The 22,803-nt window shown below is 42.3% G+C and carries 22 protein-coding genes and 1 pseudogene; 15 read left to right on the forward strand and 8 right to left on the reverse strand.

Annotated features, from left to right (window positions below; all coding sequences use genetic code 11):
- Positions 1-8: 8 nt before the first annotated feature.
- The 3 genes from PGLA_RS10415 to PGLA_RS10425 all read left to right on the forward strand — a co-directional run bounded on the left by PGLA_RS10415 (position 9) and on the right by PGLA_RS10425 (position 1,704).
- On the forward strand, positions 9-506 hold the full coding sequence (locus PGLA_RS10415; protein WP_068532275.1) for a GNAT family N-acetyltransferase: 498 nt from the start codon (positions 9-11) through the stop codon (positions 504-506).
- Between the two features lie 126 nt (positions 507-632).
- A complete protein-coding gene (locus tag PGLA_RS10420; protein WP_145939534.1) occupies positions 633-968 on the forward strand; it encodes a hypothetical protein in 336 nt (111 codons plus the stop codon).
- A gap of 73 nt (positions 969-1,041) precedes the next feature.
- Complete coding sequence (locus PGLA_RS10425; protein WP_211269527.1) at positions 1,042-1,704, forward strand: MOSC domain-containing protein; 663 nt, start codon at positions 1,042-1,044, stop codon at positions 1,702-1,704.
- A 24-nt stretch (positions 1,705-1,728) separates the two neighbouring features.
- On the opposite strand, the gene PGLA_RS10430 is transcribed toward PGLA_RS10425, so the two are convergent.
- Positions 1,729-1,983: a DUF2164 domain-containing protein gene (locus PGLA_RS10430; RefSeq protein ID WP_068532281.1), complete on the reverse strand. Its 255-nt coding sequence runs from the start codon at positions 1,981-1,983 to the stop codon at positions 1,729-1,731.
- 228 nt (positions 1,984-2,211) lie between these two features.
- Between PGLA_RS10430 and PGLA_RS10435 the strand changes: the two genes are divergently transcribed.
- Entirely contained in the window at positions 2,212-3,903 is a 1,692-nt protein-coding gene (locus tag PGLA_RS10435) for a glutamine--tRNA ligase/YqeY domain fusion protein (RefSeq protein WP_068532283.1), read from the forward strand.
- 62 nt (positions 3,904-3,965) lie between these two features.
- Here the strand turns inward: PGLA_RS10435 and PGLA_RS10440 are convergent, their stop codons facing one another.
- Positions 3,966-5,204, reverse strand: coding sequence for an MFS transporter (locus PGLA_RS10440; protein WP_211269528.1), 1,239 nt, complete (start codon positions 5,202-5,204; stop codon positions 3,966-3,968).
- A 359-nt stretch (positions 5,205-5,563) separates the two neighbouring features.
- Between PGLA_RS10440 and PGLA_RS10445 the strand changes: the two genes are divergently transcribed.
- The gene (locus PGLA_RS10445; protein ID WP_084410929.1) at positions 5,564-6,247 is read left to right on the forward strand and encodes a TorD/DmsD family molecular chaperone; all 684 of its coding nucleotides are present in this window, start codon (positions 5,564-5,566) and stop codon (positions 6,245-6,247) included.
- A 7-nt stretch (positions 6,248-6,254) separates the two neighbouring features.
- Here PGLA_RS10445 and PGLA_RS27935 read toward each other — a convergent pair whose 3' ends face one another.
- Positions 6,255-6,392 (reverse strand): hypothetical protein, encoded by a 138-nt coding sequence (locus tag PGLA_RS27935; protein ID WP_161487870.1) that lies wholly within the window; start codon positions 6,390-6,392, stop codon positions 6,255-6,257.
- 51 nt (positions 6,393-6,443) lie between these two features.
- Between PGLA_RS27935 and PGLA_RS27940 the strand changes: the two genes are divergently transcribed.
- Positions 6,444-6,584 carry a hypothetical protein gene (locus tag PGLA_RS27940; RefSeq protein WP_161487871.1) on the forward strand — a complete coding sequence of 47 codons (141 nt, stop codon included), beginning with the start codon at positions 6,444-6,446 and terminating at the stop codon, positions 6,582-6,584.
- Between the two features lie 103 nt (positions 6,585-6,687).
- On the opposite strand, the gene PGLA_RS10450 is transcribed toward PGLA_RS27940, so the two are convergent.
- The 4 genes from PGLA_RS10450 to PGLA_RS10465 form a co-directional block, all read right to left on the reverse strand.
- Positions 6,688-9,834: an efflux RND transporter permease subunit gene (locus PGLA_RS10450; RefSeq protein ID WP_068532285.1), complete on the reverse strand. Its 3,147-nt coding sequence runs from the start codon at positions 9,832-9,834 to the stop codon at positions 6,688-6,690.
- A gap of 54 nt (positions 9,835-9,888) precedes the next feature.
- Positions 9,889-10,788 (reverse strand): TetR/AcrR family transcriptional regulator, encoded by a 900-nt coding sequence (locus PGLA_RS10455; protein WP_068532287.1) that lies wholly within the window; start codon positions 10,786-10,788, stop codon positions 9,889-9,891.
- A 117-nt stretch (positions 10,789-10,905) separates the two neighbouring features.
- Positions 10,906-11,220 (reverse strand): DMT family transporter, encoded by a 315-nt coding sequence (locus PGLA_RS10460; RefSeq protein ID WP_068532289.1) that lies wholly within the window; start codon positions 11,218-11,220, stop codon positions 10,906-10,908.
- Positions 11,220-11,567, reverse strand: a complete 348-nt coding sequence (locus tag PGLA_RS10465; RefSeq protein ID WP_068532291.1) for a DMT family transporter — start codon at positions 11,565-11,567, stop codon at positions 11,220-11,222. The genes PGLA_RS10460 and PGLA_RS10465 overlap by 1 nt, the downstream gene beginning before the upstream one ends.
- Positions 11,568-11,909: 342 nt before the next feature.
- Here PGLA_RS10465 and cls point away from each other — a divergent pair, with 342 nt between their 5' ends.
- On the forward strand, positions 11,910-13,418 hold the full coding sequence (gene cls / locus PGLA_RS10470; protein WP_068532293.1) for a cardiolipin synthase: 1,509 nt from the start codon (positions 11,910-11,912) through the stop codon (positions 13,416-13,418).
- Positions 13,419-13,523: 105 nt separating this feature from the next.
- Here the strand turns inward: cls and PGLA_RS28885 are convergent.
- Positions 13,524-13,744, reverse strand: a pseudogene (locus tag PGLA_RS28885) (phospholipase D-like domain-containing protein); the annotation flags it as partial.
- Positions 13,745-14,133: 389 nt separating this feature from the next.
- Here PGLA_RS28885 and fni point away from each other — a divergent pair.
- From fni to prmC, 8 genes are all read left to right on the forward strand, one after another.
- A complete protein-coding gene (gene fni, locus PGLA_RS10475; protein ID WP_245699798.1) occupies positions 14,134-15,186 on the forward strand; it encodes a type 2 isopentenyl-diphosphate Delta-isomerase in 1,053 nt (350 codons plus the stop codon).
- 284 nt (positions 15,187-15,470) lie between these two features.
- Positions 15,471-16,031 carry an ECF-type riboflavin transporter substrate-binding protein gene (locus tag PGLA_RS10480; protein ID WP_068532297.1) on the forward strand — a complete coding sequence of 187 codons (561 nt, stop codon included), beginning with the start codon at positions 15,471-15,473 and terminating at the stop codon, positions 16,029-16,031.
- A 15-nt stretch (positions 16,032-16,046) separates the two neighbouring features.
- Positions 16,047-17,750 carry an ABC transporter ATP-binding protein gene (locus PGLA_RS10485; RefSeq protein WP_068532299.1) on the forward strand — a complete coding sequence of 568 codons (1,704 nt, stop codon included), beginning with the start codon at positions 16,047-16,049 and terminating at the stop codon, positions 17,748-17,750.
- A complete protein-coding gene (locus PGLA_RS10490) occupies positions 17,743-18,570 on the forward strand; it encodes an energy-coupling factor transporter transmembrane component T family protein (RefSeq protein WP_068532301.1) in 828 nt (275 codons plus the stop codon). Before PGLA_RS10485 ends, PGLA_RS10490 begins: the two co-directional genes overlap by 8 nt.
- A 63-nt stretch (positions 18,571-18,633) precedes the next feature.
- On the forward strand, positions 18,634-18,843 hold the full coding sequence (locus PGLA_RS10495; protein ID WP_068532303.1) for a GNAT family N-acetyltransferase: 210 nt from the start codon (positions 18,634-18,636) through the stop codon (positions 18,841-18,843).
- Between the two features lie 387 nt (positions 18,844-19,230).
- Positions 19,231-20,331, forward strand: a complete 1,101-nt coding sequence (ychF, locus tag PGLA_RS10500) for a redox-regulated ATPase YchF (RefSeq protein WP_068532305.1) — start codon at positions 19,231-19,233, stop codon at positions 20,329-20,331.
- Positions 20,332-20,740: 409 nt separating this feature from the next.
- Entirely contained in the window at positions 20,741-21,808 is a 1,068-nt protein-coding gene (prfA, locus tag PGLA_RS10505) for a peptide chain release factor 1 (protein WP_068532307.1), read from the forward strand.
- A gap of 25 nt (positions 21,809-21,833) precedes the next feature.
- A complete protein-coding gene (gene prmC, locus PGLA_RS10510) occupies positions 21,834-22,766 on the forward strand; it encodes a peptide chain release factor N(5)-glutamine methyltransferase (protein WP_068532580.1) in 933 nt (310 codons plus the stop codon).
- Positions 22,767-22,803 lie beyond the last annotated feature (37 nt).

A 22,803-nucleotide genomic window follows, 5' to 3' on the forward strand; every position in this document is an offset into this window, starting at 1 on the left:
GGTGCAATATGTTGAGGATTAACCAACGAACGCTTACAATACGCTTATCTGAAATGAGAGATGCGCAACAGATCATGGCTCTGGACACCGTTGTATGGGATGATTACAGTTCTCCTGAGCCTTTAAATTGGACATCAAGGGAAGACTTCTTACGACATTGTCACCCAGGGTCGCAGTTGGTAGCTCTCGTTGATGAACAATTGTGCGGGTATGTTGGATTTCGTTATCCTACGATGATCAGAACGAATCACCATGTGTATGAGATCAACATTGCCGTTCACCCACAATATCAGCATGAGGGAATTGGGACAAGACTGATGGATATGGTGAAAGCGTGGGCATCAGAGCAAGGTATGAAAAAGTTGAGTTTACGTGTACTTTCTTCCAATGCTGCTGCTTTGAAATTTTATGAGAAATGCGGTTTCGTTATCGAAGGTCGTCTAGTTAATGAATTTCATGTAAATGGACGATATGTAGATGATGTCTTGATGGGATATTTTTTTTGAATTAGAGAGCGATGCAGGGATCAATGGATCAGGAAGATAATATCTGTATCAAAACAATCTGTCATTTCGTAATACGGATTGTTCTTTTAATTCATATGTAATATATAGTTATAGAATGGGGGGGATATGATGAAAAAAGTACATTGTCAACATTGTGCTAAACATATTGAAGACCGTGGAGATTTGGTTGTGGTTCAAAAAGGGATATGGGGAATTGAACCGTATCATAATACTAAATGTTACGGAGCTGTTGCCAAGGGATTATCTGGATTACTTGTAAGTGGACCCATTAACTCAAAGGTAAATAGGTTATCTATTATTTTTACTGCTATCATAACGATTGTTGCGTTTTTTTTGAATATTCCTGGAGTAGTTAAGTTGGTAGTTCTCTTTTATTTGTTATACGTAGTTTCAATTAGAGCGTGGTCTTGGTTCAATTATGAACGACATTTATCTACATAGATTGAATTAAAGTTTGCGCTCACAAGTTCAATCATTTCTAAAGAGAATCATGAATGTGGGGGGGGGGCGTAGCGTGAGCCGACAATTGATTTCGCTAAATGTGGGGAAACCCATAACCGTTGAATATAAAGGCAAAGAGCTAGAGACAGGAATTTACAAGCAGTCGGTACAGGGTAATGTCTTTTTGGGTAACGAGTTATTTGATGGGGACGGGCAAGCGGATCTAGTTCATCATGGTGGGCCAGACAAAGCGGTATGTGTATACCCATATGAGCATTATCCTTACTGGGAGACCCAACTGGGAAAGCCTCTTGACTATGCAGCATTCGGTGAGAACTTAACTGTCACAGGCATGCTGGAAACCGACGTGTGCATTGGGGATATCTTTCAGGTAGGAGAAGCCGTTCTACAAGTTAGTCAGCCTAGATATCCCTGTTTTAAACTTTCCCAGAAACATGGGGCATCGGATCTTCCTGCCCAAGTTCTGAAGACTGGATTTAGTGGATTCTATTTCAGGGTATTACAGACAGGTTATATCAGCGGAACTTCAGCTATTCATAAGCATGAGTCGCATCCTGCACAAGTAAAGGTAGTCGAAATCCTGCGTCTTCTCGCTAGTGCTCGTACAGATAGAGACCAAGATACGTTGCAACGTATGATGGAATTGGACGTTCTGGCGTCTGTCGTAAAAGAAAAGTTCCAAAGATGGCTGGATGAAGCTCCATTGAATGGATAGCGTGAACACGTTCTCGTTGTATCATTAGCGCGTTTGCTTTATTTGGTACTCCAATGCATATAGATCTTCCTCAAGTGAACTCATCTGTTGTCGCACTAAGTGTCTGGAGTCACTAAGTGCTTGATTATAAACAATGGGCGCTAGATGCGACATGAAGAAATCGAATACGCCGTCTGCGGCTAGATCACCAATCGTCTCATCGCGTTCTTCTTCGAAATATTGCTGGATACGCTGTATGACTTGATCTCGTTGTTCTTTGGGTAATTTCATCGTTTTCATGGTATTAATCGGACCCCTTTTTTGTTTCTAGTCTCTGGATTTCATATTATCGTAATGGAAGCTCGCGGTCAAAAAGGTCTGTCTGAATAATGGTGTAAGCACATTTGGGTGAATCTACAAGGACGTGCTGTTATTGAACTATCCGCATTTTACAGGTATATTTGTATGAAGTAATTTATGTACGAGACAACATAAGACATATATCTCAACAATGAAAGGTTGATTGCAATGGAGAACCCAAGCACTCCCTCCAATTTTATTAAGAATGTGATTACGGAAGATTTGAAATCCGGTAAGGTGAAGGAAATCGTGACACGTTTTCCACCAGAGCCTAACGGTTATTTACATATCGGACATGCTAGAGCAATCTGGATTAACTTTACGTTAGCAGCTGAATTCGGTGGAAAGACGAATCTGCGATTCGATGATACCAACCCAGTCAAAGAAGATACAGAATATGTGAAATCCATTCAGGAAGATGTGAAGTGGCTCGGATTCGAATGGGAAGAGCTTCGATTCGCCTCTGATTATTTCGATGAAATGTACAACCGTGCGGTGTTGTTAATCAAGAAAGGGAAAGCCTTTATCGATGATCTCAGTGCGGACCAAATTCGTGAGACTCGAGGAACATTGAAGTCACCCGGCAGTAATAGTCCATACCGTGATCGAAGTGTGGAAGAGAATCTCGAGTTGTTTGAAGGAATGCGTGCGGGTAAGTTTGACGATGGTGCTAAAGTACTGCGCGCTAAGATTGATATGTCATCACCTAATATCAATTTACGTGACCCGATCATTTATCGAATTTCTCATACTTACCACCATAACACGGGCGATAAATGGTGTATCTATCCGATGTATGCCTTCGCGCATCCATTAGAAGATGCGATCGAGGGAATTACACATTCTCTCTGCTCGTTGGAATTTGAAGATCAACGTCCTTTCTATGACTGGGTAGTGGCGGAATGCGAAATGCCAAACGTTCCTCATCAATATGAGTTCGGACGCTTGAATGTGGAGCAGACTTTAACGAGTAAAAGAAAGTTGAAGTTGCTGGTTGACGAACAACATGTCGATGGTTGGGACGATCCTCGGATGCCTACGATTTCGGGTCTACGTCGACTAGGATATACCCCTGAGGCTATTCGTAACTTCATTTATGAAACGGGTATTTCTAAAACACAGGGTGTGGTAGATCTACAAATGCTTGAGCACTTTATTCGTGAGGATCTGAAGCTTAAAGCACTACGTACGATGGCGGTATTGAACCCGCTTAAAGTGGTTATTACCAATTATCCAGAAGGTCAGAATGAGTGGTTTGATGTCGAGAACAACATTGAGAATCCTGACATGGGTAATCGACAAGTTCCATTCTCACGTGAAATATATATTGAGCAAGATGATTTCATGGAGGTTCCACCTAATAAATATTTCAGACTATTCCCAGGTAACGAAGTGCGGCTGAAGAATGCATATTTCATTAAATGTAATGAGGTTATCAAGGATGAAGAAGGTCATGTTGTTGAAATTCACTGTACGTATGACCCTGAGACGAAGAGTGGAAGCGGATTTACTGCTCGTAAGGTAAAAGGAACGATCCATTGGATCGATGCAAGCCAAGCAGTTCCGGCTGAATTCCGTTTGTACGAGCCACTTATCAAGGCTGAGGAATCCGAAGAGGAGACTGAACAGACAGAAGAGGGCGAGGAGAAAGAAGAGAAAACATTCCTTGATCAAATCAACCCGAATTCGCTCGAGATCGTGCAAGGTTTTATAGAACCGGGAATGAGAGATGTAGTCTCACAGGATAAATTCCAATTCTTCCGTCATGGTTACTTTAACGTGGACTCCAAGTATTCCACACCAGGACATCCGGTATTCAACCGTATCGTATCACTCAAGAGTTCATTCAAAATAAAATAGATCGTAAATAACAAATCAGCTCGCAGTGATATCACTGCGAGCTGATTTGTTATTTATACTACTTATATCGTTAAGTCTTCATCTGGATCTTCTTTACGCTCCGGAAGAGGGAGCTTGTAGCCATGCGTAAGGATCAGGTACCACATCCATCCGAACCCCACAGCACCTATTAAAGCAAATAACATTCCCGTTCTATACATGGCTTCCGCACCGAAGTTTTGGAACATCCATCCGCCTACGAAGGCACCAATGACACCAGAGAGACCGCTCCATGAGAGCGTGTATACAGCTTGGCCCGTTGCGCGGTAGGGACGAGGTAACAATAACAACGTTAACTGGGTTCCAACATAGAAGAATCCACCAAAGGTAATACAGTGTAGAACTTGAATGGCAGCCACTTGTAGTGGTTGTGTGGCTTCAGCCATTAGGAGCCAGCGAAGACCGAAGAGCAGACTTACTAAGGACAGACAACCCAACATCCATGATATTTTGCGTTTCATGTAACGGTCAAACAGGAAGAACACTGCAATCTCTAAAAAGGAAGAAAGGAATACGGCTAACCCGACAATTCTTTTGGATCCTCCGAGCTCCGTTATATATAATGACATGAATGTATTATTCATTGCATTAGGGATCGATACCAGAAGACCCATGAGAATAAAGCAGAGGAAATATCGATTACTCATAATATTGAGGAATCCCCTGAGATACAATGTGGGTGATTCGGAAGAACGTTTTAGTGGAGGAAGGACTAAGACAGCTCCTATAGCTATTATAAGAACAGCAGTAAATAATGACGATACTTTGGATATACCTGTCCAATCTAGAATCTGTCCTACCGCAATGGCGGTTACACCCCAACCTATAGATCCCCATAAGCGAAAAGAACCAAACTTATAAGGTGTATCCTCAATATATCCTAGAATAAGGCTGTTACTATGCGAGAAGATAGGTGTCTGAAAGAAGAAGAATAGGATCATTGCCAAATACACCGACGCATATGTATCGGCTTGAAAGACGAATTGAACCAGTACTAATGCTCCACTCATCATAATAATGATAATGCGTTTCATATTAAGTAGACGGTCGCCGCAATATCTCCAAAAAGGGTTAGCGAACAAGGAGACAAAGGGCCCCATGGCCATTAGTGCTCCGATTTCAAATTTCTTCATGCCTACATCCTGTAGGTATAGTTGAAAAAAGCTTGTGAAGATAACCATGGTGCCATATATGAAGAAATTAAATAGCTTAAGGGATGTTAAGGAAGACTTTATTTGTATAGATTCACGCAATATCGACATTCCTTTCCGATTTGAATGCAAATCGACAATGGCTATTTACTGTGTTTAAGTTGACCACTCCACTTTATCACGTGTTGAAAGGGGATTCAAACCAGCAAATTTCCATATTGTAAAGGGCTGTATGAAATGAATGTATCCATAGATGATTTGTCCCTAGTATCGTATGCATTTGCCTTTTTAGATATGAATCAAATCTCTAAATGTAAAGGAAATGGTCTTGAAATCCAGTTTCTTGACTTGTGAACTATGTCACATGAATTAATTAACATTTGATGTAATCTGAATTTAAAGAAAGCGCTACCTTTTAGAACTTTTACAATGTACCTTCTCAAATTACTAATACATAAGGAGGTTAACTGATGACGATGACTTTGGAAATGGTTAGAGAGTTAGAAGAATATGTACGTTGGAAGCAAGGGAGAGGCTGGGTATACCAGTTACTTATAGATTTCTTAGGGAACCCACCAAGTTTGTCGCTGATTGCTCTGTGGCAGAAACATATGGTAAATAGAGAAGAAGCGGTACTCACACAAGAGGGGCAGAAACTTAAGGATTATTTATCCGAAATGATGCCAAAGCAATTTACTCAAGTATGTGAAGTCGAGAGGGCTGAGTATCACCGTTTATTCGAAGGTATTCGACCGATAGTTCCTTCGCTTTGTGAAAGTGATTATCGAAGTATATTGAGCAAGAATAGTGTGGATTTTACGTTGGATATTAGTAATATGTATGCACAATCGAGTATTGTCTTTAATAAATTACACCATGAACAAGATGATCACATCTCGATTGAGTTAGAATTTATGGCTGTTCTCGGTGAACGAATGTCAGATGATATACGTTTACGAACTTCCCAACAATTATTAATTGATACTCAAATTCAGTTTCTAGAGCAGCATGTAATGAAGTGGGTTCCAAGTTTAGCTGACGTCTTATGTAAACAAGCACAAACTCCAGTATATAGAAGCCTTGGCTATATCATTCAAGAGTTTCTACCCTATGATATTGCAATGTTACGCTCATGGCGAGCAGAACTTGACTAGTGTTTGATCATTTCATAGCCGCATTCACCCCTTTACCACCTGGAACGGATAGGTATCCATTCATGCGGTGCAATTGGTTCACTTGGAATTGAGGGATGGTATAAGTAATATCTAAAGCTGTATTTAAGGTTACCGTGGTGATCATGTGCCACTACTCCTTCGGATGGTTATTCTAATTGTCATAGATTATCGCATAATGCCTAATCATAAGCACGCTGAATCGAACAAACAAGTAGAAACGGCTGCGATCTCCTTCTCCAAGGAGCTTATGCTTCCGATGCTAGCGATACTTCGTATCACTTTAAGGCACTCGTTTCAGCGGAAATATAAGGAATAGAGTATCAAGTGAAACTTATACTTTCTTATATTGTAAGGAAAAGGACGTATCCTCCATCCCATAAGGGAAAGAGGATACGTCCTTCGTTATTACTGTCGTTGTCTTAGTCTTGTAATTTAGGCTTTCTAAATTTCATTAAGAACTCATACACAACAGGTACGATAACTAGTGTTAGCAATGTGGAGCTGATCAGACCGCCGATGACAGTAATTCCAAGTCCACGTGAAATGATTCCGGCACTATCTTCTAATCCAGTAACTAGTGGTAGCAATGCACCAATCGTGGCAAGTGCAGTCATTAGAATTGGACGAAGGCGAGTTGCTCCTGCTTCAAGCAATGCATCACGTGTAGAGAATCCTTCTTGTTCTTTGTGAATAACGCGGTGAATAAGTACAATCGCATTCGTTACAACGATCCCTATGAGCATCAATGCACCCATGAGTGAGGATACGTTTAGTGGTTCTTTCGCAATCAGTAGTCCAACAAGAGCACCAATGATCGTGAATGGTAAGGAGAAGAGAATTGCAAACGGTGCAAGACCTCCACCGAATGTTACCACGAGTACAAAGTATACAACCGCGATGGCAGCTAACATGGCAAGACCAAGCTGTGTGAATGTATCGTTGATTTGTTCTGTCGCACCACCGAATTTAATTTCAATACCATCAGGCTTCTCGATGTCGTTGATTTTATTTTCTAATGCTGTAGAAGCTTTACCAACATCAGCGGTCACGATATTCGCTGAAATAGACACGACCATCTTACCATCTGTACGTGTAATGGAGTTCGGTGAAGTTCCTTTTTCCACTTTGGCTACATCTTTAATGGCTACTTCCATACCAAGAGGGGACATGATCTTCTCATTAGAAATCTCATCAATACTCTTATAAACGGTACTGTCTGCTTCGATGTATACTTTATAGGTTTTGTTATCGACTTCAATTTCAGTTAGCACTGGACGCTCACGTACAGGGCTGAGCTTCATAGCAATCTGCCCAGCAGTAAGGCCAAGTGAACTTAATTTCTCTTGATTCGCAACAATCGTGTATTGATCATAGGAAGTAGAGAGACTTGTCTTCGCTTTGTCGAAGTGTTCTGTATCTTCTTTAACAAGTTTTAGGATTTCATCAGATACAGGTTTAATGTCCTCTAAGCTATCTCCAAAGATGCTAACACTTAGTCCACTTCCACCCATTCCGCCAGTCATGTCTAGAGAAGCCCACTCACCTTCAGGAACTTGTTGTTGTAGATCTTCGACGAGTTGTTTTTGGACATCCTCGAAATTTTTCGTATCGGTACTGTATTCGATATAGAATAGACCCGAGTTGGATGCGCTAGCACCGCCCATAGGATTACTACCACCGATCGAATATTGCATTTTCTCTACGCCAGGTTGATCAAGAATGAACTTCTCGGCTTCCAATGCGAGTTTCTCGACTGCGGCAAGCTGCTCTCCAGGTTTAGGTGAGTAGGTCACCATGGTGAACTTATCTTTTTGGTCCGGCATGAAGCTAGTACCGATTAATGGATACAACATCAGACTACCAACAAGAAGCAGGATAGCCCCACCGAAAGTAATAGCTTTATGAGATAGACACCAGTTCAGAATACGTTGATAAGCTCTAGCAAGACTACCAATTTCCTCTTTATGTGTGTGCCTTTTCTTATTAATTCCCTTTTTGAAGAGTGAATGTGCAAGCATAGGTACAATCGTAATAGCTATAAGAAGTGAAGCCAAGAGAGCGAATACCATCGTTAATGCGAAGGGCGTGAATAGCTCTCCGACCATACCACTTACAAAGGCAAGAGGCAGGAACACTGCAATCGTTACGATCGTTGATGACATGATTGGAACGAACATTTCACGAGTTGCTTCGCGAACGAGTTCACGACCACGTAATTTCTCGTCGCTATCGGTTAGGCGTCTATAGATATTCTCAATGACGACAATGGAGTCATCGATGACTCGACCAATAGCAACCGTCATAGCACCTAGCGTCATCATATTTAGCGTAATATCTAACTGCCAAAGGATAAGAACAGCTGCTAACAGTGACAATGGGATGGAGATGATAGAAATAATCGTTGATCGAATATTACGTAGGAAGATTAGAATAATGATAACTGCGAACAATGCTCCAAATACGGCTTTACTTAGCATGGTATTTACAGAATCTTCGATAGGTTCACCTTGATCAAGTAATGTGATTAGTTCCAAGCCAGCGTAATTTTTCTTCAGATCGTCGACTTTGTCTTTCACAGCATTGACGACATCAACCGTATTCGCATCGTTGTCTTTTACAATTGAAATCCCGATGGATTCCAAACCGTTGGTACGAGAGATGGACTCTGCTTTACCAATAACTTGAATATCGGCAATCTCGCTAAGTTTAATTGTAGGAATACCCATCGCAGCGCCACCAGCCGGAGCATTTACATTTCCTACTGGAGGAGTGGTGTTAGCGTTACCTGTAGGGCTGTTAAGTCCTGAGTTAGCTGTGTTCGGAATGACTGGAATGGCTAAGTTCTTCAGGTCGTCGAGTGCAATGACATTCCCATCCACCACAACGGCTTTTTCAGACTCCTCTAAATTAAATAATCCTAGAGGTACACGTAGGGAGGAACCTTGAACGATACCTTTAACAGTATCTTGGTTGAGGCCCAGTTCAGCCATTTTTGACGTATTAAATTTCAATTGAACTTCTTTAACATATTGTCCCGATATACTTACGGAGGCAACACCTGCAAGCTTCTCGATTTCAGGTTTCACCTGATTCTCAATGACCTTTGTTAATTCTTCTAAGTCTTTCGCTTGATTGTTTGAAGCACTTAGCGAAATGACAGGGAAAGAACTTAAACTGAATTTGGAAATGGTAGGTTTTTGTGCATTTTTAGGTAGAGTGACTTCATTTAGAGCTTCTCGGACAGCAGCAGTTGCTTGATCCAAGTCCGTACCATAATCGAACTCCATAGCAACGGAAGCGGCGTTCTCCATGGAAGTGGAAGTCACTGTCTTGACTCCGTCTACGTTACGTAAACGCTGTTCAAGGGGAAGGGCTACATCTTGAACAACACCTTCTGGCGCTGCACCAGGATATACAGCAATAACATTTAGAAATGGAATGCTGATATTAGGCATGGTCTCTTGCTTCATGGATACTCCGGCGAATAGTCCAGCAGCAGTGACAATAATCGTTAGAATCCAGATAGCAAATTTGTTGTTCAATGAGAAATTGATAATACTCTTCATAAGGATGGTTCTGCTCCTCTCTCTAATACTTCTTGGTTACACAGGATGAGGGTTTCACTGAGTCATCGGATATAGTGAAATAATCTCCTTGAGTTCATTATTTAAGACTTGTATCTCGGTAATTTGTTGTAAATTTCCGATCATACCTAACAGAATAACTCTCCGAGGTTGAATATCAACAATTTCTTTCTCCAGAATATGAATCGATTCTAGAGCATCTGCGTACGTCCTCTTATCAAGTGAGCTAGCCTTGAGGTAATCCTTTATTTCTTTGGTTATCAGAAGAGGATGCCGTTGAACACTAGATTTATCTTTGTATACATTAATCCATTGACCCCACACATCCGAAGTGATAAGTGGTTCGGAAGACTTAGAGATCATACTTTGGGTGACGTTGTCAAGTAAGGACATAAGATGATGCGACATTTTATGGATGTTTATAGGGAGGCCAGGAATGAACAACATCCGCAAATAGGCGCACAATATACCGCCAAAGAATAAGATGATGTCGATCGTGTAAGGCTCAACTTCAGAACCATAGATGGTTTCAAGTTTAACTTTGAACCAGTGAAGCATTCTGAAATGCTCATCCCGCATACAATTATGTTTTTTACTTGGACCAGGACCGTCTATGAACTGCTTCTTCACGAACTCCCGTAACTCAATCAGATGACTTAGAAGAACCTCCACTTGTTTATGTAGTTGCTCTTTAGGAGAAAGAAGAGTGTCTTGTTCTACCTGAATAATACTGTCTCGAATGAGATGGAAACAATATAGGTAAATACTCTCTTCCAATTCATCTTTAGATTTGAAGTGTAGGTATAAACTTCCCTTAGACATTTCACATACTTCAGCAATTTCTTGCATGGAGGTTGAGGATATACCTTGAGTAGAGAATAGTTGTAAGGCAGTCTTCAAAATGTAGTTTTTCTTGTCCGCTGATTTGTCAGCCAATGTGCACTCGCTCCTTTCTAGAACTTTCGGGTTCTGTTTTTGACTTGTTAGTCAAATTATATTACAAATCCAAATGGGTTACAACTTTGCAACACTGTTCAACAGTATTACGATCCATTAAGAGATCAATTTCAGACCTATAGCCGCAATAAGAATCATTGATATAAACACAATTCTTTTGAATTCTTTTGGTTCGTTATACAGCGTCATGCCGACGATGGCACTACCTACGGTTCCAATTCCTGTCCATACAGCATAAGCCGTACCCATAGAGAGGGATGTCATGCCATAAGAGAGCAAGGAGAAGCTACATATAAAGGAGAGGGACATAAGTACATATGCCTTGGGTCCTTTGCGATCTGCGATGCCCTTGATACCGATGACGCCAAATACTTCACATAAACCTGCGAGAACAACTGCAATCCAAGCCATTAGATATTCGCCTCCTTCGAAGGGGTTATGTCTTTATCCGTAATTAACTTGAGACCAATGACGCCGGATAGTAATAACAGAATCAGTAGTATTTTGGACAAGCGAAAAGGTTCGTTGAAGAATAGCATCTCTGTAATGACCGTTCCTCCCGTCCCTAATCCTGTAAATACGGCGTAGACCGTCCCGATAGGCAATCGTTTCGAAGCCATGATGATAAGGTAAAAGCTGATTGCAATCGCAAGAGCTGTTCCCATCCATTCAACAACGGTATTTGAATGTTTAAGTCCAGACACCCAAATTACTTCAATAATTCCTCCAATAAGTACATACAGCCATTGTCGATTCATGCTGACACTCCTTTTTCCCTTATATTGTCTTGATGATGAGTCGACCGACAGAAATCGGCCATGCAACAGTAATTTTTGTCTGAAAGTGACATGAAACATCAGTATAACATTTCAGTAGCTTCGTTTAGAAATTGGGAACGCAAACTTTAGTTCAATTTATATAGATAGAATGAACTAAAGTTTGCGCTCACAAGTTCAACCATTTCAAAAGAGAATCATGAATAGGGGGGGGCGTCTTTAGTTCAATTTATATAGGTAGGAGGATTAGAAAGAATCATGTACAATAGTATTGTTATAGGATGCTATTCGAATACATAAAGCAGATTAAAAGTGAGGGAACATATGAGACGAGGATTACAAATAGTATTAGTTTCAGTCATTGTGTTTGCATTTTATTATTTTGGGTTCGGAGTTGTAGGGAAAACGGCTGGAACAATTGTAAGTATATTTGCAACACTAACGGTTATTTCGTTGTGTTTTATTATCTTTATGGAGAATCGGAATCCCTCCACAACGTTATCTTGGATACTATTGCTCGCATTAGTTCCTGTTGTAGGTCTAATCTTTTATTTTCTGTTCGGACAGAACTATTTCAACCGACGGAAATACGATAAAAAAGCACTGCGTGATATGGAGGTATACGAAAGATTAGAGAAAGAAGAATTGCGGTTCCATCAGGATCTTTCGCAGTTTACACCTCGTCAACAACAAATGTTGAAATTATCCCAGAAGCTAGCGCGTACGCCAATTTCATTTTCTACAGAAACAACCATACTTACGAATGGAGAGCAGACTTTCTCCAATTTGATTCATGAACTCGAGAACGCCAAACATCATATTCATATGGAATATTACATTTTTAGAGATGATGATATTGGCACACGAATTCAGCAAATTCTGATCAATAAGGCCAAATCGGGTATTAAGGTAAGATTTATGTATGATGCGGTGGGTAGTATTCAGATTTCTAAATCATTTCTGAAAGAAATGGTCGATGCGGGTGTGAAATTGGTTGCGTTCGGTAGCGTTAAGACGAATTTCTTCTCCAGTCGTGTGAATTTCCGTAATCATCGTAAGATTGTCGTTATTGATGGAGATGTAGGTTTTATAGGTGGACTGAACGTGGGCGATGAGTATTTGAGCCGAAGTAAGACTTATGGCTACTGGCGGGATACACACATGTTAGTTAGAGGAGAAGCTGTACGAACGCTACAGATGATCTTCTTGCAGGACTGGTTGCATATGACTGGAGAGAAACTCCTTGAACAAGAGTATTTCTCACCTACCCTTACGAGTGGTGGTGATGGTGCCGTTCAGATGATTGCGAGCGGTCCCGACAATGAGAGACGAGTACTACGGAATATCTTCTTCTCGATGATCACTTCGGCGAAGAAAAGTGTATGGTTGGCAACGCCGTATTTCATACCCAATGATGATATATTAACGGCTTTAAGAGTAGCTGCTTTATCGGGGATGGATGTTCGGATTCTATTCCCTGCTAAGCCAGATAAGAAGCTTCCATTCTTTGCTTCGCATTCCTATTTCCCATCTTTGTTGGATGCGGGTGTAAAGATATATGAGTACGAGAAGGGATTCATTCATTCCAAACTATTGATCGTGGATGGTGAAGTGGCGACTATAGGGACGGCCAATATGGATATGCGCAGTCTGAACCTTAACTTTGAAGTCAATGCGCTTCTTGTTGGGACATCTAGTGTAGAAAGAATGGTTGCAGACTTCGAACGGGATCTATTAACAACGAATCTCATGAATTTAGATCAATTAAAGAACAAGAAGATATGGGAGCGTTTCTTAGAATCTGCTGCAAGATTAATGGCACCACTATTATAAACGACAAAGAACGTCTGCTCATTAGCGGACGTTCTTTGTCGTTTATAGCTACCAGCACATTTGACGCTAGAATGTTGTGAAACTAAGAATTTTCTGAAGTCTAAATTCATGTGCGTTTCCAGAGGAGACTAGCGCTGTCTGCTCGCTAACAACTAATTTTCGTTGATTAGCTTTTACATTAAGAAGGTCTACATAGGAACGAAGTGTAATCTTAGGACCTTGATCAGCTATGAGGTTTGATAACTTTCAGACTGACCCAACCATTGAACAAAAGTACGCCAAACAGACGAATAAATAGGGGTTGAATCGCGTAAAGGGTCTGGATCTGGTAAAGGATCACAGTAAGAAGCGATAACACCAGTAATCCCAACGCTGAGCGAATCCATATTGAGCTTCCACTCACTTCAAGCTAACGGTTTAAAATGCATTAATAACTGCGTTCTCTATGGTGCATCCAATGAACACACGATATGTTTGTCGCTTCGTCGTCCTCGGTTTGCCTAAGCAATCGTAGTAAGGAAATCTCGCACCCAGCATATGGTATAATACATCTATATTTGAATGTGTTCGTTTAAGAAATGAGTTTTGTTCCAAAACTTTAAGATAAATGCTTACGAGGAGAGTTTTGTTCCAAAACTTTAAAGCAAATGCTTACGAAGTAAGTTTTGTTCCAAAACTTTAAGGAGGAAATGTAATGAAGACGGATTCCACTGGAATGTTGAGAGAGTCACTCATGCCTGAGGTGCCAACGGGTGAACGTAAAATAGAACATGTACGGCTTTGTCTCGATGAAGAAGTAGGGGGCAAAGGTGTAACAAACGGATTTGAGCATTATCGATTCCGTCATTGCGCTTTACCAGAGGTCAACTTTGATGATATTAGTATCGAGACGAACTTCTTAGGGAAGACATTACGCACGCCTTTACTCATTAGCTCCATGACAGGTGGAAGTGAGGCGACGGGAGCAATAAACTCTCGACTGGCAGAAGCAGCAGAGCGAAGAGGTTGGGCTATCGGAGTTGGCTCTGTTCGTGCTGCCGTGGAGCGGGAAGAACTAGCATCTACTTTCTATGTTAGGGATAAGGCGCCCAATATTCCGATTATCGCTAATCTGGGGGCCGTTCAGCTTAACTATGGCTTCACAACGGAGGATTGTTTACGGGCCATTGATATTGCTGGCGCGAGCATGTTGGTGTTACATCTGAATGGACTTCAAGAAGTCTTTCAACCGGAAGGAAATACGAACTTCGGTGGATTGCTGTCACGAATTGAGGAAGTGTGCGTTAAGCTTGATGTACCTGTAGGCATCAAGGAAGTGGGTTGGGGTATTGATGGGGAGACCGCGTCGAGGTTATATGACGCGGGCGTTGCCTTCATAGACGTGGCAGGTGCCGGAGGCACCTCTTGGAGCCAAGTCGAGAAATTCCGCAGCCGCGACGAGGTTCGTCGCGCGGCAGCGGAAGCATTCGCGGGGTGGGGCATCCCCACCGCGGAGTGCATTGTCGAGGTGCGGGAGGTATCCCCACACGGAGGATTGATCGGCAGCGGCGGGCTGAATAGTGGCGTGGACGCCGCTAAAGCATTGGCGCTCGGCGCCGATATTGCGGGGTTCGGCCGCAGCCTGTTGGGGCCGGCCGTACAATCCGAGGAGGCGCTCGACGCTGCCCTCGCGAGGGTGGAGCTTGAGCTACGCACAGCGATGTTTGGCATCGGCGCTGCGAATATATCGGCGCTACGTACGACACGACGCTTGATTCGAGTGAATTAGAGAATAAAGAAAGCTTGTCTAGCTCTTATTCATATTTATTAGGCTTAATTTGCTGATGTTAAGCAAAAGGCATACATTAAGATAAATACCCTTATATCACATGTGAAATAAGGGTATTTATCTTATGATTCGCAAATTATCAATGATATCAACGTAATTATTGATGAATTTTTCTTTTATGTTGTAAAAAAGTTTTGCCTTCCTGTTCTAATCCACTTATATTAATAGTACAAATAACGGAAAATGTTCGTTTTTGATATTAAAGAAGCGGGAAGGTGAATTTTATGAAGAAATCTCTTTTTCAATTGAATACAAAAACAGTGGTGACGATCGGGATTTGTGCAGCGCTTTATGGTGCGACGGGCTTTATTGGAGTTCCTATTGGTCCTGATACTTCATTAAGACCTGCTATTGCACTACTAGCCATTTTTGGTGCATTGTTTGGCCCGGTTGTTGGATTCACAGCTGGATTCATTGGACACGTCCTAACGGACTTGTTGACAAGTGGTATGGTGTGGTGGGGATGGGCACTTGGTTCTGCCCTAACAGGAGCGTTCATGGGTATTATCTATTTGTATAAAGGATTCGACCCGTTGGCCGGACTTGTCAAAAGTAAGCATATTGGATTCTTTGCGGTGTACGGTATCGTTGGAATAATATTATCCCTACTCTTCTCCTGGTGGTTCGATATTACGTTCATGGGTGAACCGTCAGATAAATTAGTTATTCAGGTTTCGTTAGCATCGCTCTCTAATATTGCTGTATTTGTAGTGTTAGGTATACCCGCTGTGCTTGGTTATGCGAAACGGAATCGGAAGGCAAGCAATTTAAGTGTGAATGAATAGGAGTAGAGAAATTACATGAAGCCCATCATCTCGTTTCAACAGTATAGCTTCCGATATAAGAGTCAGAACGAACCAACATTAAAGAACATCACACTAGATATTTATGCTGGTGAGAAAATATGGATTGCAGGACCTAGTGGTTCTGGAAAGTCAACGTTAGCCCATTGTATCAATGGGCTAATCCCTTTTACGTATAAAGGTGAGACCAGTGGTAGCTTGTCAATCGATGGTCGTGATCCATCCGATTTAAGTATATTTGAACTTAGCAACACAGTTGGAACCATTCTTCAGGATCAGGACTCTCAGTTTGTTGGTCTCACCGTTGGGGAAGACGTTGCTTTTGTTATGGAAAACAAGGGTGTTTCACGTCCAGACATGAAAGCTCAAGTTATTTCGGCTCTGACGATGGTTGAAATGCTCCACAATATAGAACAAAGTCCCTACGATTTATCTGGTGGACAGAAACAAAGTGTATCCCTTGCGGGGGTGCTATCTACAGATGCGGAAGTACTTCTATTTGATGAACCTCTGGCGAATCTAGATCCAGTGAGTGGGAAGCGGGCGATGAAGCTCATTCATGATATTCACGTTCAAAGTGGAAAAACAACGATTATCATCGAACATAGAGTAGAGGATGTTCTACAGGAGCCAATTGATCGTATTGTACTCATGAACCAAGGAGAGATTGCCGTGATAGGTACGCCTGACGACATTCTTTCTTCTGGATTGCTACGGAAGTATGGACTGCGTCCACCGCTTTATACGGATGCCATGGAGTATGCAGGCATTTCATTAGATGGTGTGAATGGGCTAAGTGTACCTCAGAAGCTCGACATTCCCGGTTTGAAAGACCAATTAGATGCTTGGACACGTGATATTGGGAAGGGTGACCCTATTCCCACCAGTACGCCATTACTCGAACTAAAGAGTGTTGAGTTTGGATATGACAAAGATAAGTCTGTCATCAAGGATGTCTCGCTAAATGTCGGTACAGGTGAAATTGTGGCATTGCTCGGTAATAATGGAGCTGGAAAGTCAACACTATCGCAATTAATTACCGGTATTTTGAAACCTCAGTTGGGTCGGGTGATCTATGCAGGAGAGGATATCAGCTCATGGTCGATTCGCCGCCGCGGGGAGCAAATCGGTTATGTGATGCAGAATCCGAACCACATGATTACACAGCATATGATTGCCGAGGAAGTTGGCCTCGGATTGAAGGTTAGAGGTGTGGCTGCAGATGAAATTAAGGAACGTGTAGAACATGTTCTGAAAGTGTGTGGACTACATCCATTCCGTAATTGGCCGGTATCTGCTCTTAGTTATGGACAGAAGAAGAGACTCAGTATTGCATCCATTCTTATTCTAGAGCCGAAACTTATGATATTAGATGAACCGACAGCAGGACAAGATTATCACCATTATAAAGAATTTATGGATTTCATTCGTGGACTGGCAGGGCAAGGATTAGCATTTCTCCTGATTACCCATGACATGTATCTAGCCTTAGAGTACGCTCAGAGAGCGGTAGTGCTGAGTGATGGTAAAGTGATCGCTGAGGATACGGTAGCCTCCGTATTAAGCCAACATGAAGTTACGAGTACAGCGCATCTGAAGGAGACTTCACTCTCCGTATTCGCAAGATTCAACGACTTAGAACAGCCTGAACGTTTGGTTCAAGCTTTTATCAACTATGAAAAGGAGAAGGGCTATGAATAGAACGGGAAGCCTATATGAACCGGGGAATTCCCTCTTTCATCGATTGGATGGGGCGGTCAAACTATGCCTGTTCGCGATATGGACAATCCTAACCTTTCTTTTTTTAGACTTACGTGTGTTTGGAGTGATGCTGGCGTTAGGGGTTATTTTACTTGTTACAGCAGGTATCCCTTTCAAAAGAATTGCATTTTTGTTCTGGATCATGATTATCTTTACCGTTCTTAATAGTGTGTTTATTGTGTTGATTACACCGACCTTTGGCACACGACTAACAGGTACGAATACCCCATTGATTCCACTTGGGTATAACACGATAAATGCGGAGACACTCTTTTATGTACTGACTTTGTCTGCGAAATATTTAACGTTGCTTCCAATTACGTTGTTGTGTATTTTTACAACTCAGCCAAGTGAATTCGCCGCTAGCTTAAATAGGATAGGAATTCCTTATAAAATCGCCTATGCCGTGAGTATTGCTTTGCGGTATATTCCGGAATTAACAGCAGAGTTTCGAAGTACGCTACATTCGATGCAAGCTCGTGGGATGGGAATCTCGAAAGAGGATGGTAAGTTAATGCAGCGATTTCGTAATCTCTCCGCTGTTGTAGTACCTGTTCTTCAATCTGCACTACATCGAATTGATTCGGTCACAAATGCTATGGAACTTCGGGGCTTTGGTACTCAGAAACGCCGTACTTGGTATAGTGGCAAGGACATGAAATCGTTGGATTGGATGATGATTGGTGTAAGTGTATTGTTGTTCGGATTAGGTCTGTGGTTAAGGTTGAAGGGGCTAGGGCCATATTGGTTTCCTTTTTAATAAATATAAGAGTGATGGGAGGAACGATGTAATCGTTTCTTCTGGATAATGTAGGTTAAGGAAGTGATTTCACATGGTGACATCGCGATCTATGAGACTTACCAAGGAAAAGGCTACGGTACGCAAACCATGTCGGCTTTGGAAGTAGAAGCGAAACGTCTGCAAGTAGATAAGATCTCGCTCCATGTATTTGGACATAATAAGATTGCATTTGGCTTGTACCAGAAGATGGGGTATGAAGTGACAGATATAAGTATGTCGAAGAATCTTTAATATTGCGTTGGAACGTCATAAGGATGAAGTAGCTTTATGGCGTTTTATTTAAGACCATCGTCCGGATATCATGTAGAAGTCTCAATGTGCGACTGAAGATTAATTCAACCAATTATTGTGGGACAGTAACCCATGTAGTAGGGTTGTTTAAGTGCTGTGAGCTGAACGTTGAACCATATATGTACGTTTATCCGCGTCTAATCCTTGCTGGCTTATATGTTCTAATATATAATGGGTAAGATCAGTCTGCATTATGATATATACATTGAACTAGAGAACAACTTGCAAGTGTATCATATGATAATCATGGATATGGATTTAGCAACAGAGGTTGTAGTTCATTATATATAGCAAGATCAATTACCTAAAATGGGAGTTGTCATATAAATGGCTTTAAAAGCAGGTATTGTTGGATTACCGAACGTAGGTAAGTCCACGTTGTTTAATGCAATCACACAAGCAGGAGCAGAAGCTGCGAACTATCCTTTCTGTACGATCGATCCAAACGTAGGGGTTGTTGAAGTACCAGATGAGCGTCTAGACAAGCTAACGGAATTGGTTACTCCGGATAAGACGGTTCCTACAGCATTTGAATTTATAGACATTGCTGGAATTGTTCGTGGTGCAAGTAAGGGCGAAGGTCTTGGTAACAAATTTCTAGCGCACATCCGTGAAGTGGATGCGATTGTTCACGTTGTTAGATGTTTTGAAGATGAGAACGTGACACATGTTGATGGTAAAGTGAATCCTGTCAGCGATATCCAGACGATTAATCTGGAGCTTATTTTGGCGGATATTGATAGTGTTGAGAAGCGTATTGATCGCTCACGTAAGAACCTGAAAAATGGTGACAAGAAGATCGCTATCGAAGTGGAAGTTCTTGAACGCGTGAAGGAAGCTCTTTATAACGATATGCCAGCACGTAGTATTGAACTAAGTGATGATGATAAGGCGATTGTTCGTGATCTTCATTTACTTACACTTAAGCCAGTATTATATGCAGCTAATGTTAGTGAAGATGGCGTTGCTGATGCTGACAGTAATCCGTATGTACAACAAGTGAAGGATTTCGCAGCGGCAGAGAATTCCGCAGTTGTGCCAATCAGTGCTAAAGTAGAAGCGGAAATTGCAGAACTTGAAGGTGAAGACAAAGCGATGTTCTTGGAAGAGTTAGGACTAGAAGAGTCTGGTCTTAACCGTCTGATCAAAGCCGCATATAGTCTACTTGGCTTGTATACGTACTTTACAGCTGGTGTCCAAGAAGTTCGTGCATGGACGATTCGTAAAGGAATGAAAGCACCGCAGGCAGCAGGCGTTATCCATACGGATTTCGAACGCGGATTTATTCGTGCTGAAGTCGTGTCCTACGATGATCTAGTCGCTGCTGGCTCCATGGGTGTTGCTAAGGAACGTGGACAGGTGCGTTTAGAAGGTAAAGAATATCTCGTGAAAGACGGAGACGTTATGCATTTCCGTTTCAACGTTTAGAGTACTACCCATTGCACATGAATAAGTTTGCCCACGTGGCAGGCTTATTCATGTGATTTTAATTCATAGGGGCAAATAATTGTATCCTTCTCACCATGTGGGTTGTCGCTGGATGTGATTATTTACCGCTTTCTCACAATGAATGGCCATCATTCCTTCCATTTGTGCTTCATCCCCAAATGCTAGAATAACCCTTTATATATTTGAAATGAAACCAAACAGTACGCACAATAGGCGGATGCACGTGTAGTTTAAGCGAAGCTTGGCATACTGTATGTACTAAGATAATCCATAATGTAATGACAAGCCGTGGAAAATAGTTCTCTTTATATAAATTATTTATAATACGTGATATAATAAAGAGTCGAAATTGTATTGGTTTGATCTTGAAAAGGAGAGGTGACCCCCAATGTTGGATAAATTACAATCCTTGGCGGACCGCTATGAAAAACTGAGCGAACTGCTCTGTGACCCTGACGTTGTTAGTGATAACACAAAGTTACGGGAGTATTCTAAAGAACAATCAGATTTGCAGCCTGCATTTGAGGCTTTTACTGAATATAGAACGGTTATTGAAGAGTTAGATGCTGCAAAAGTAATGCAAGGTGAGAAGCTAGATGATGAAATGCGTGAGATGGTCAAGATGGAAATCGATGAATTGACATCTCGTCAGGAAGAGTTGGATAGTCAGATACGTTTACTTCTATTACCGAAGGATCCTAATGATGACAAGAACGTCATTGTTGAAATTCGTGGTGCAGCAGGCGGGGATGAGGCAGCTTTATTTGCCGCCGATCTGTATCGTATGTACACTCGTTATGCCGATGCGCAAGGTTGGAAAGTAGAAATCATGGATATGAACAGCAATGACCTAGGTGGTTTTAAAGAGGTAATCTTCTCGATTAACGGTCGTGGTGCTTATAGCAAAATGAAATTTGAAAGTGGTGCACATCGTGTGCAACGCATTCCAACGACTGAATCTGGTGGACGCATTCATACGTCGACATCGACCGTGGCAGTTATGCCAGAAGCGGAAGAATTTGAGATTGAAATTCATGACAAAGATATTCGTGTGGATACGTTCTGTTCTAGTGGTGCGGGTGGACAATCCGTTAATACGACGAAATCTGCTGTGCGAGTGACTCACATTCCTACGGGTATTGTGGCAACTTGCCAAGATGGTAAATCACAGAATAAGAATAAAGACTCAGCGCTTAAAGTACTTCGTACGCGTATCTCAGATATGACGCGTCTAGAAGAAGAAGCTAAATACGCAGGCGAACGTAAAAGTAAAGTCGGTACAGGCGATCGCAGTGAACGCATTCGTACGTATAACTTTCCGCAGAGCCGCGTAACCGATCACCGTATCGGTCTTACTGTACACAGGCTGGACCAGATCATGAATGGTGATATGGAAGATATTATCGCTGCTTTAAGTATTGCTGAGCAAACTGATTTGATGGATAAAGGGGAATAATGCTTTGAATAACGTAGCTTTTGTTATGACACCAAAGCAAAGTATACGGGGAGCCTTTGCGGAGGCTTCCTCTTTTTTAACTCAATGCGGCGTGTTGGAACCGCAAAGGAATGCTCAACTATTGCTTGAGCATGTCCTGGGTCTGTCTAGCACTGCCTATTATATGATGTTGCCAGAGCCTTTCCCAGAAGCAGCCATTGCTGCTTGGGAAGATGTGGTCACCCGCAAAGCAGCGGGTGAGCCTGCGCAGTACATCATTGGAGAGCAGGAGTTCTACGGCCTGCCCTTTACTGTAACGCCGGCCGTGTTAATTCCACGGCCAGAGACGGAGCTGCTGGTCGAGGTGGTTCTACAGCAGATCGAGCGGCTATGGCCAGGCCGCGCCGCTGCATCTACAGCAGGCGAAGAATCCGCCTCAGGCTGCGCTTCGGCAGATCGTCCGATCGTGGTCGCCGATATCGGCACCGGCAGCGGTGCCATTGCCGTGACGCTGGCTTCGCAGGCCCCGGGCCTGTGCGTTTACGCCAGCGACATCTCGCCGGAGGCGCTTCGCGTAGCCGAGCGTAATGCGGCTCGTCATGCGACAGCCGTTGCCTTTCGTGAAGGCAACCTGCTTGCGCCGTTTGCCGGAATGACGTTGGACATTGTTGTGTCCAACCCACCGTATATACCGGCGGATACAATCGCCGGTCTGCAGCGCGAAGTGCGCGACTTCGAGCCGCGCTTGGCACTGGATGGCGGTGACGATGGGCTATGGCCTTATCGCATCATGATTAAGCAGATCGATCTACTCGTTGCACCTCCCCGAATCATCGGCTTTGAGCTGGGAATGGGTCAGGCTAAGGACGTTGCTAATATGTTACGTCAAGCGGGGCATTGGAATGAGATCATCATTGTTCCTGATTTAGCAGGGATAGATCGTCATGTTATCGGTGTAGATAGTTTATTTGAATTTTGAAGGGTTAATCCTATACAATAGAGTTAAGTGCTCTAAT

The organism is Paenibacillus glacialis (genome assembly GCF_001637205.1).
Classification (GTDB): Bacteria; Bacillota; Bacilli; order Paenibacillales; family Paenibacillaceae; genus Paenibacillus_AQ; species Paenibacillus_AQ glacialis.

Excerpts from the sequence above, each read along its gene's own strand:
- PGLA_RS10420 (WP_145939534.1), top strand. The coding sequence starts at position 633 with ATGATGAAAAAAGTACATTGTCAACATTGTGCTAAACATATTGAAGAC.
- PGLA_RS10485 (WP_068532299.1), top strand. The coding sequence starts at position 16,047 with ATGAAGCCCATCATCTCGTTTCAACAGTATAGCTTCCGATATAAGAGT.
- prfA (WP_068532307.1), top strand. The coding sequence starts at position 20,741 with ATGTTGGATAAATTACAATCCTTGGCGGACCGCTATGAAAAACTGAGC.
- PGLA_RS27940 (WP_161487871.1), top strand. The coding sequence starts at position 6,444 with ATGCCTAATCATAAGCACGCTGAATCGAACAAACAAGTAGAAACGGCT.
- PGLA_RS10445 (WP_084410929.1), top strand. The coding sequence starts at position 5,564 with ATGACGATGACTTTGGAAATGGTTAGAGAGTTAGAAGAATATGTACGT.
- prmC (WP_068532580.1), top strand. The coding sequence starts at position 21,834 with ATGACACCAAAGCAAAGTATACGGGGAGCCTTTGCGGAGGCTTCCTCT.
- PGLA_RS10415 (WP_068532275.1), top strand. The coding sequence starts at position 9 with ATGTTGAGGATTAACCAACGAACGCTTACAATACGCTTATCTGAAATG.
- PGLA_RS10440 (WP_211269528.1), bottom strand. The coding sequence starts at position 5,204 with ATGTCGATATTGCGTGAATCTATACAAATAAAGTCTTCCTTAACATCC.
- PGLA_RS10435 (WP_068532283.1), top strand. The coding sequence starts at position 2,212 with ATGGAGAACCCAAGCACTCCCTCCAATTTTATTAAGAATGTGATTACG.
- PGLA_RS10450 (WP_068532285.1), bottom strand. The coding sequence starts at position 9,834 with ATGAAGAGTATTATCAATTTCTCATTGAACAACAAATTTGCTATCTGG.
- PGLA_RS10465 (WP_068532291.1), bottom strand. The coding sequence starts at position 11,567 with ATGAATCGACAATGGCTGTATGTACTTATTGGAGGAATTATTGAAGTA.
- fni (WP_245699798.1), top strand. The coding sequence starts at position 14,134 with ATGTTGAGAGAGTCACTCATGCCTGAGGTGCCAACGGGTGAACGTAAA.
- PGLA_RS10490 (WP_068532301.1), top strand. The coding sequence starts at position 17,743 with ATGAATAGAACGGGAAGCCTATATGAACCGGGGAATTCCCTCTTTCAT.
- PGLA_RS10480 (WP_068532297.1), top strand. The coding sequence starts at position 15,471 with ATGAAGAAATCTCTTTTTCAATTGAATACAAAAACAGTGGTGACGATC.
- ychF (WP_068532305.1), top strand. The coding sequence starts at position 19,231 with ATGGCTTTAAAAGCAGGTATTGTTGGATTACCGAACGTAGGTAAGTCC.
- PGLA_RS10460 (WP_068532289.1), bottom strand. The coding sequence starts at position 11,220 with ATGGCTTGGATTGCAGTTGTTCTCGCAGGTTTATGTGAAGTATTTGGC.
- PGLA_RS10430 (WP_068532281.1), bottom strand. The coding sequence starts at position 1,983 with ATGAAAACGATGAAATTACCCAAAGAACAACGAGATCAAGTCATACAG.
- cls (WP_068532293.1), top strand. The coding sequence starts at position 11,910 with ATGAGACGAGGATTACAAATAGTATTAGTTTCAGTCATTGTGTTTGCA.
- PGLA_RS27935 (WP_161487870.1), bottom strand. The coding sequence starts at position 6,392 with ATGATCACCACGGTAACCTTAAATACAGCTTTAGATATTACTTATACC.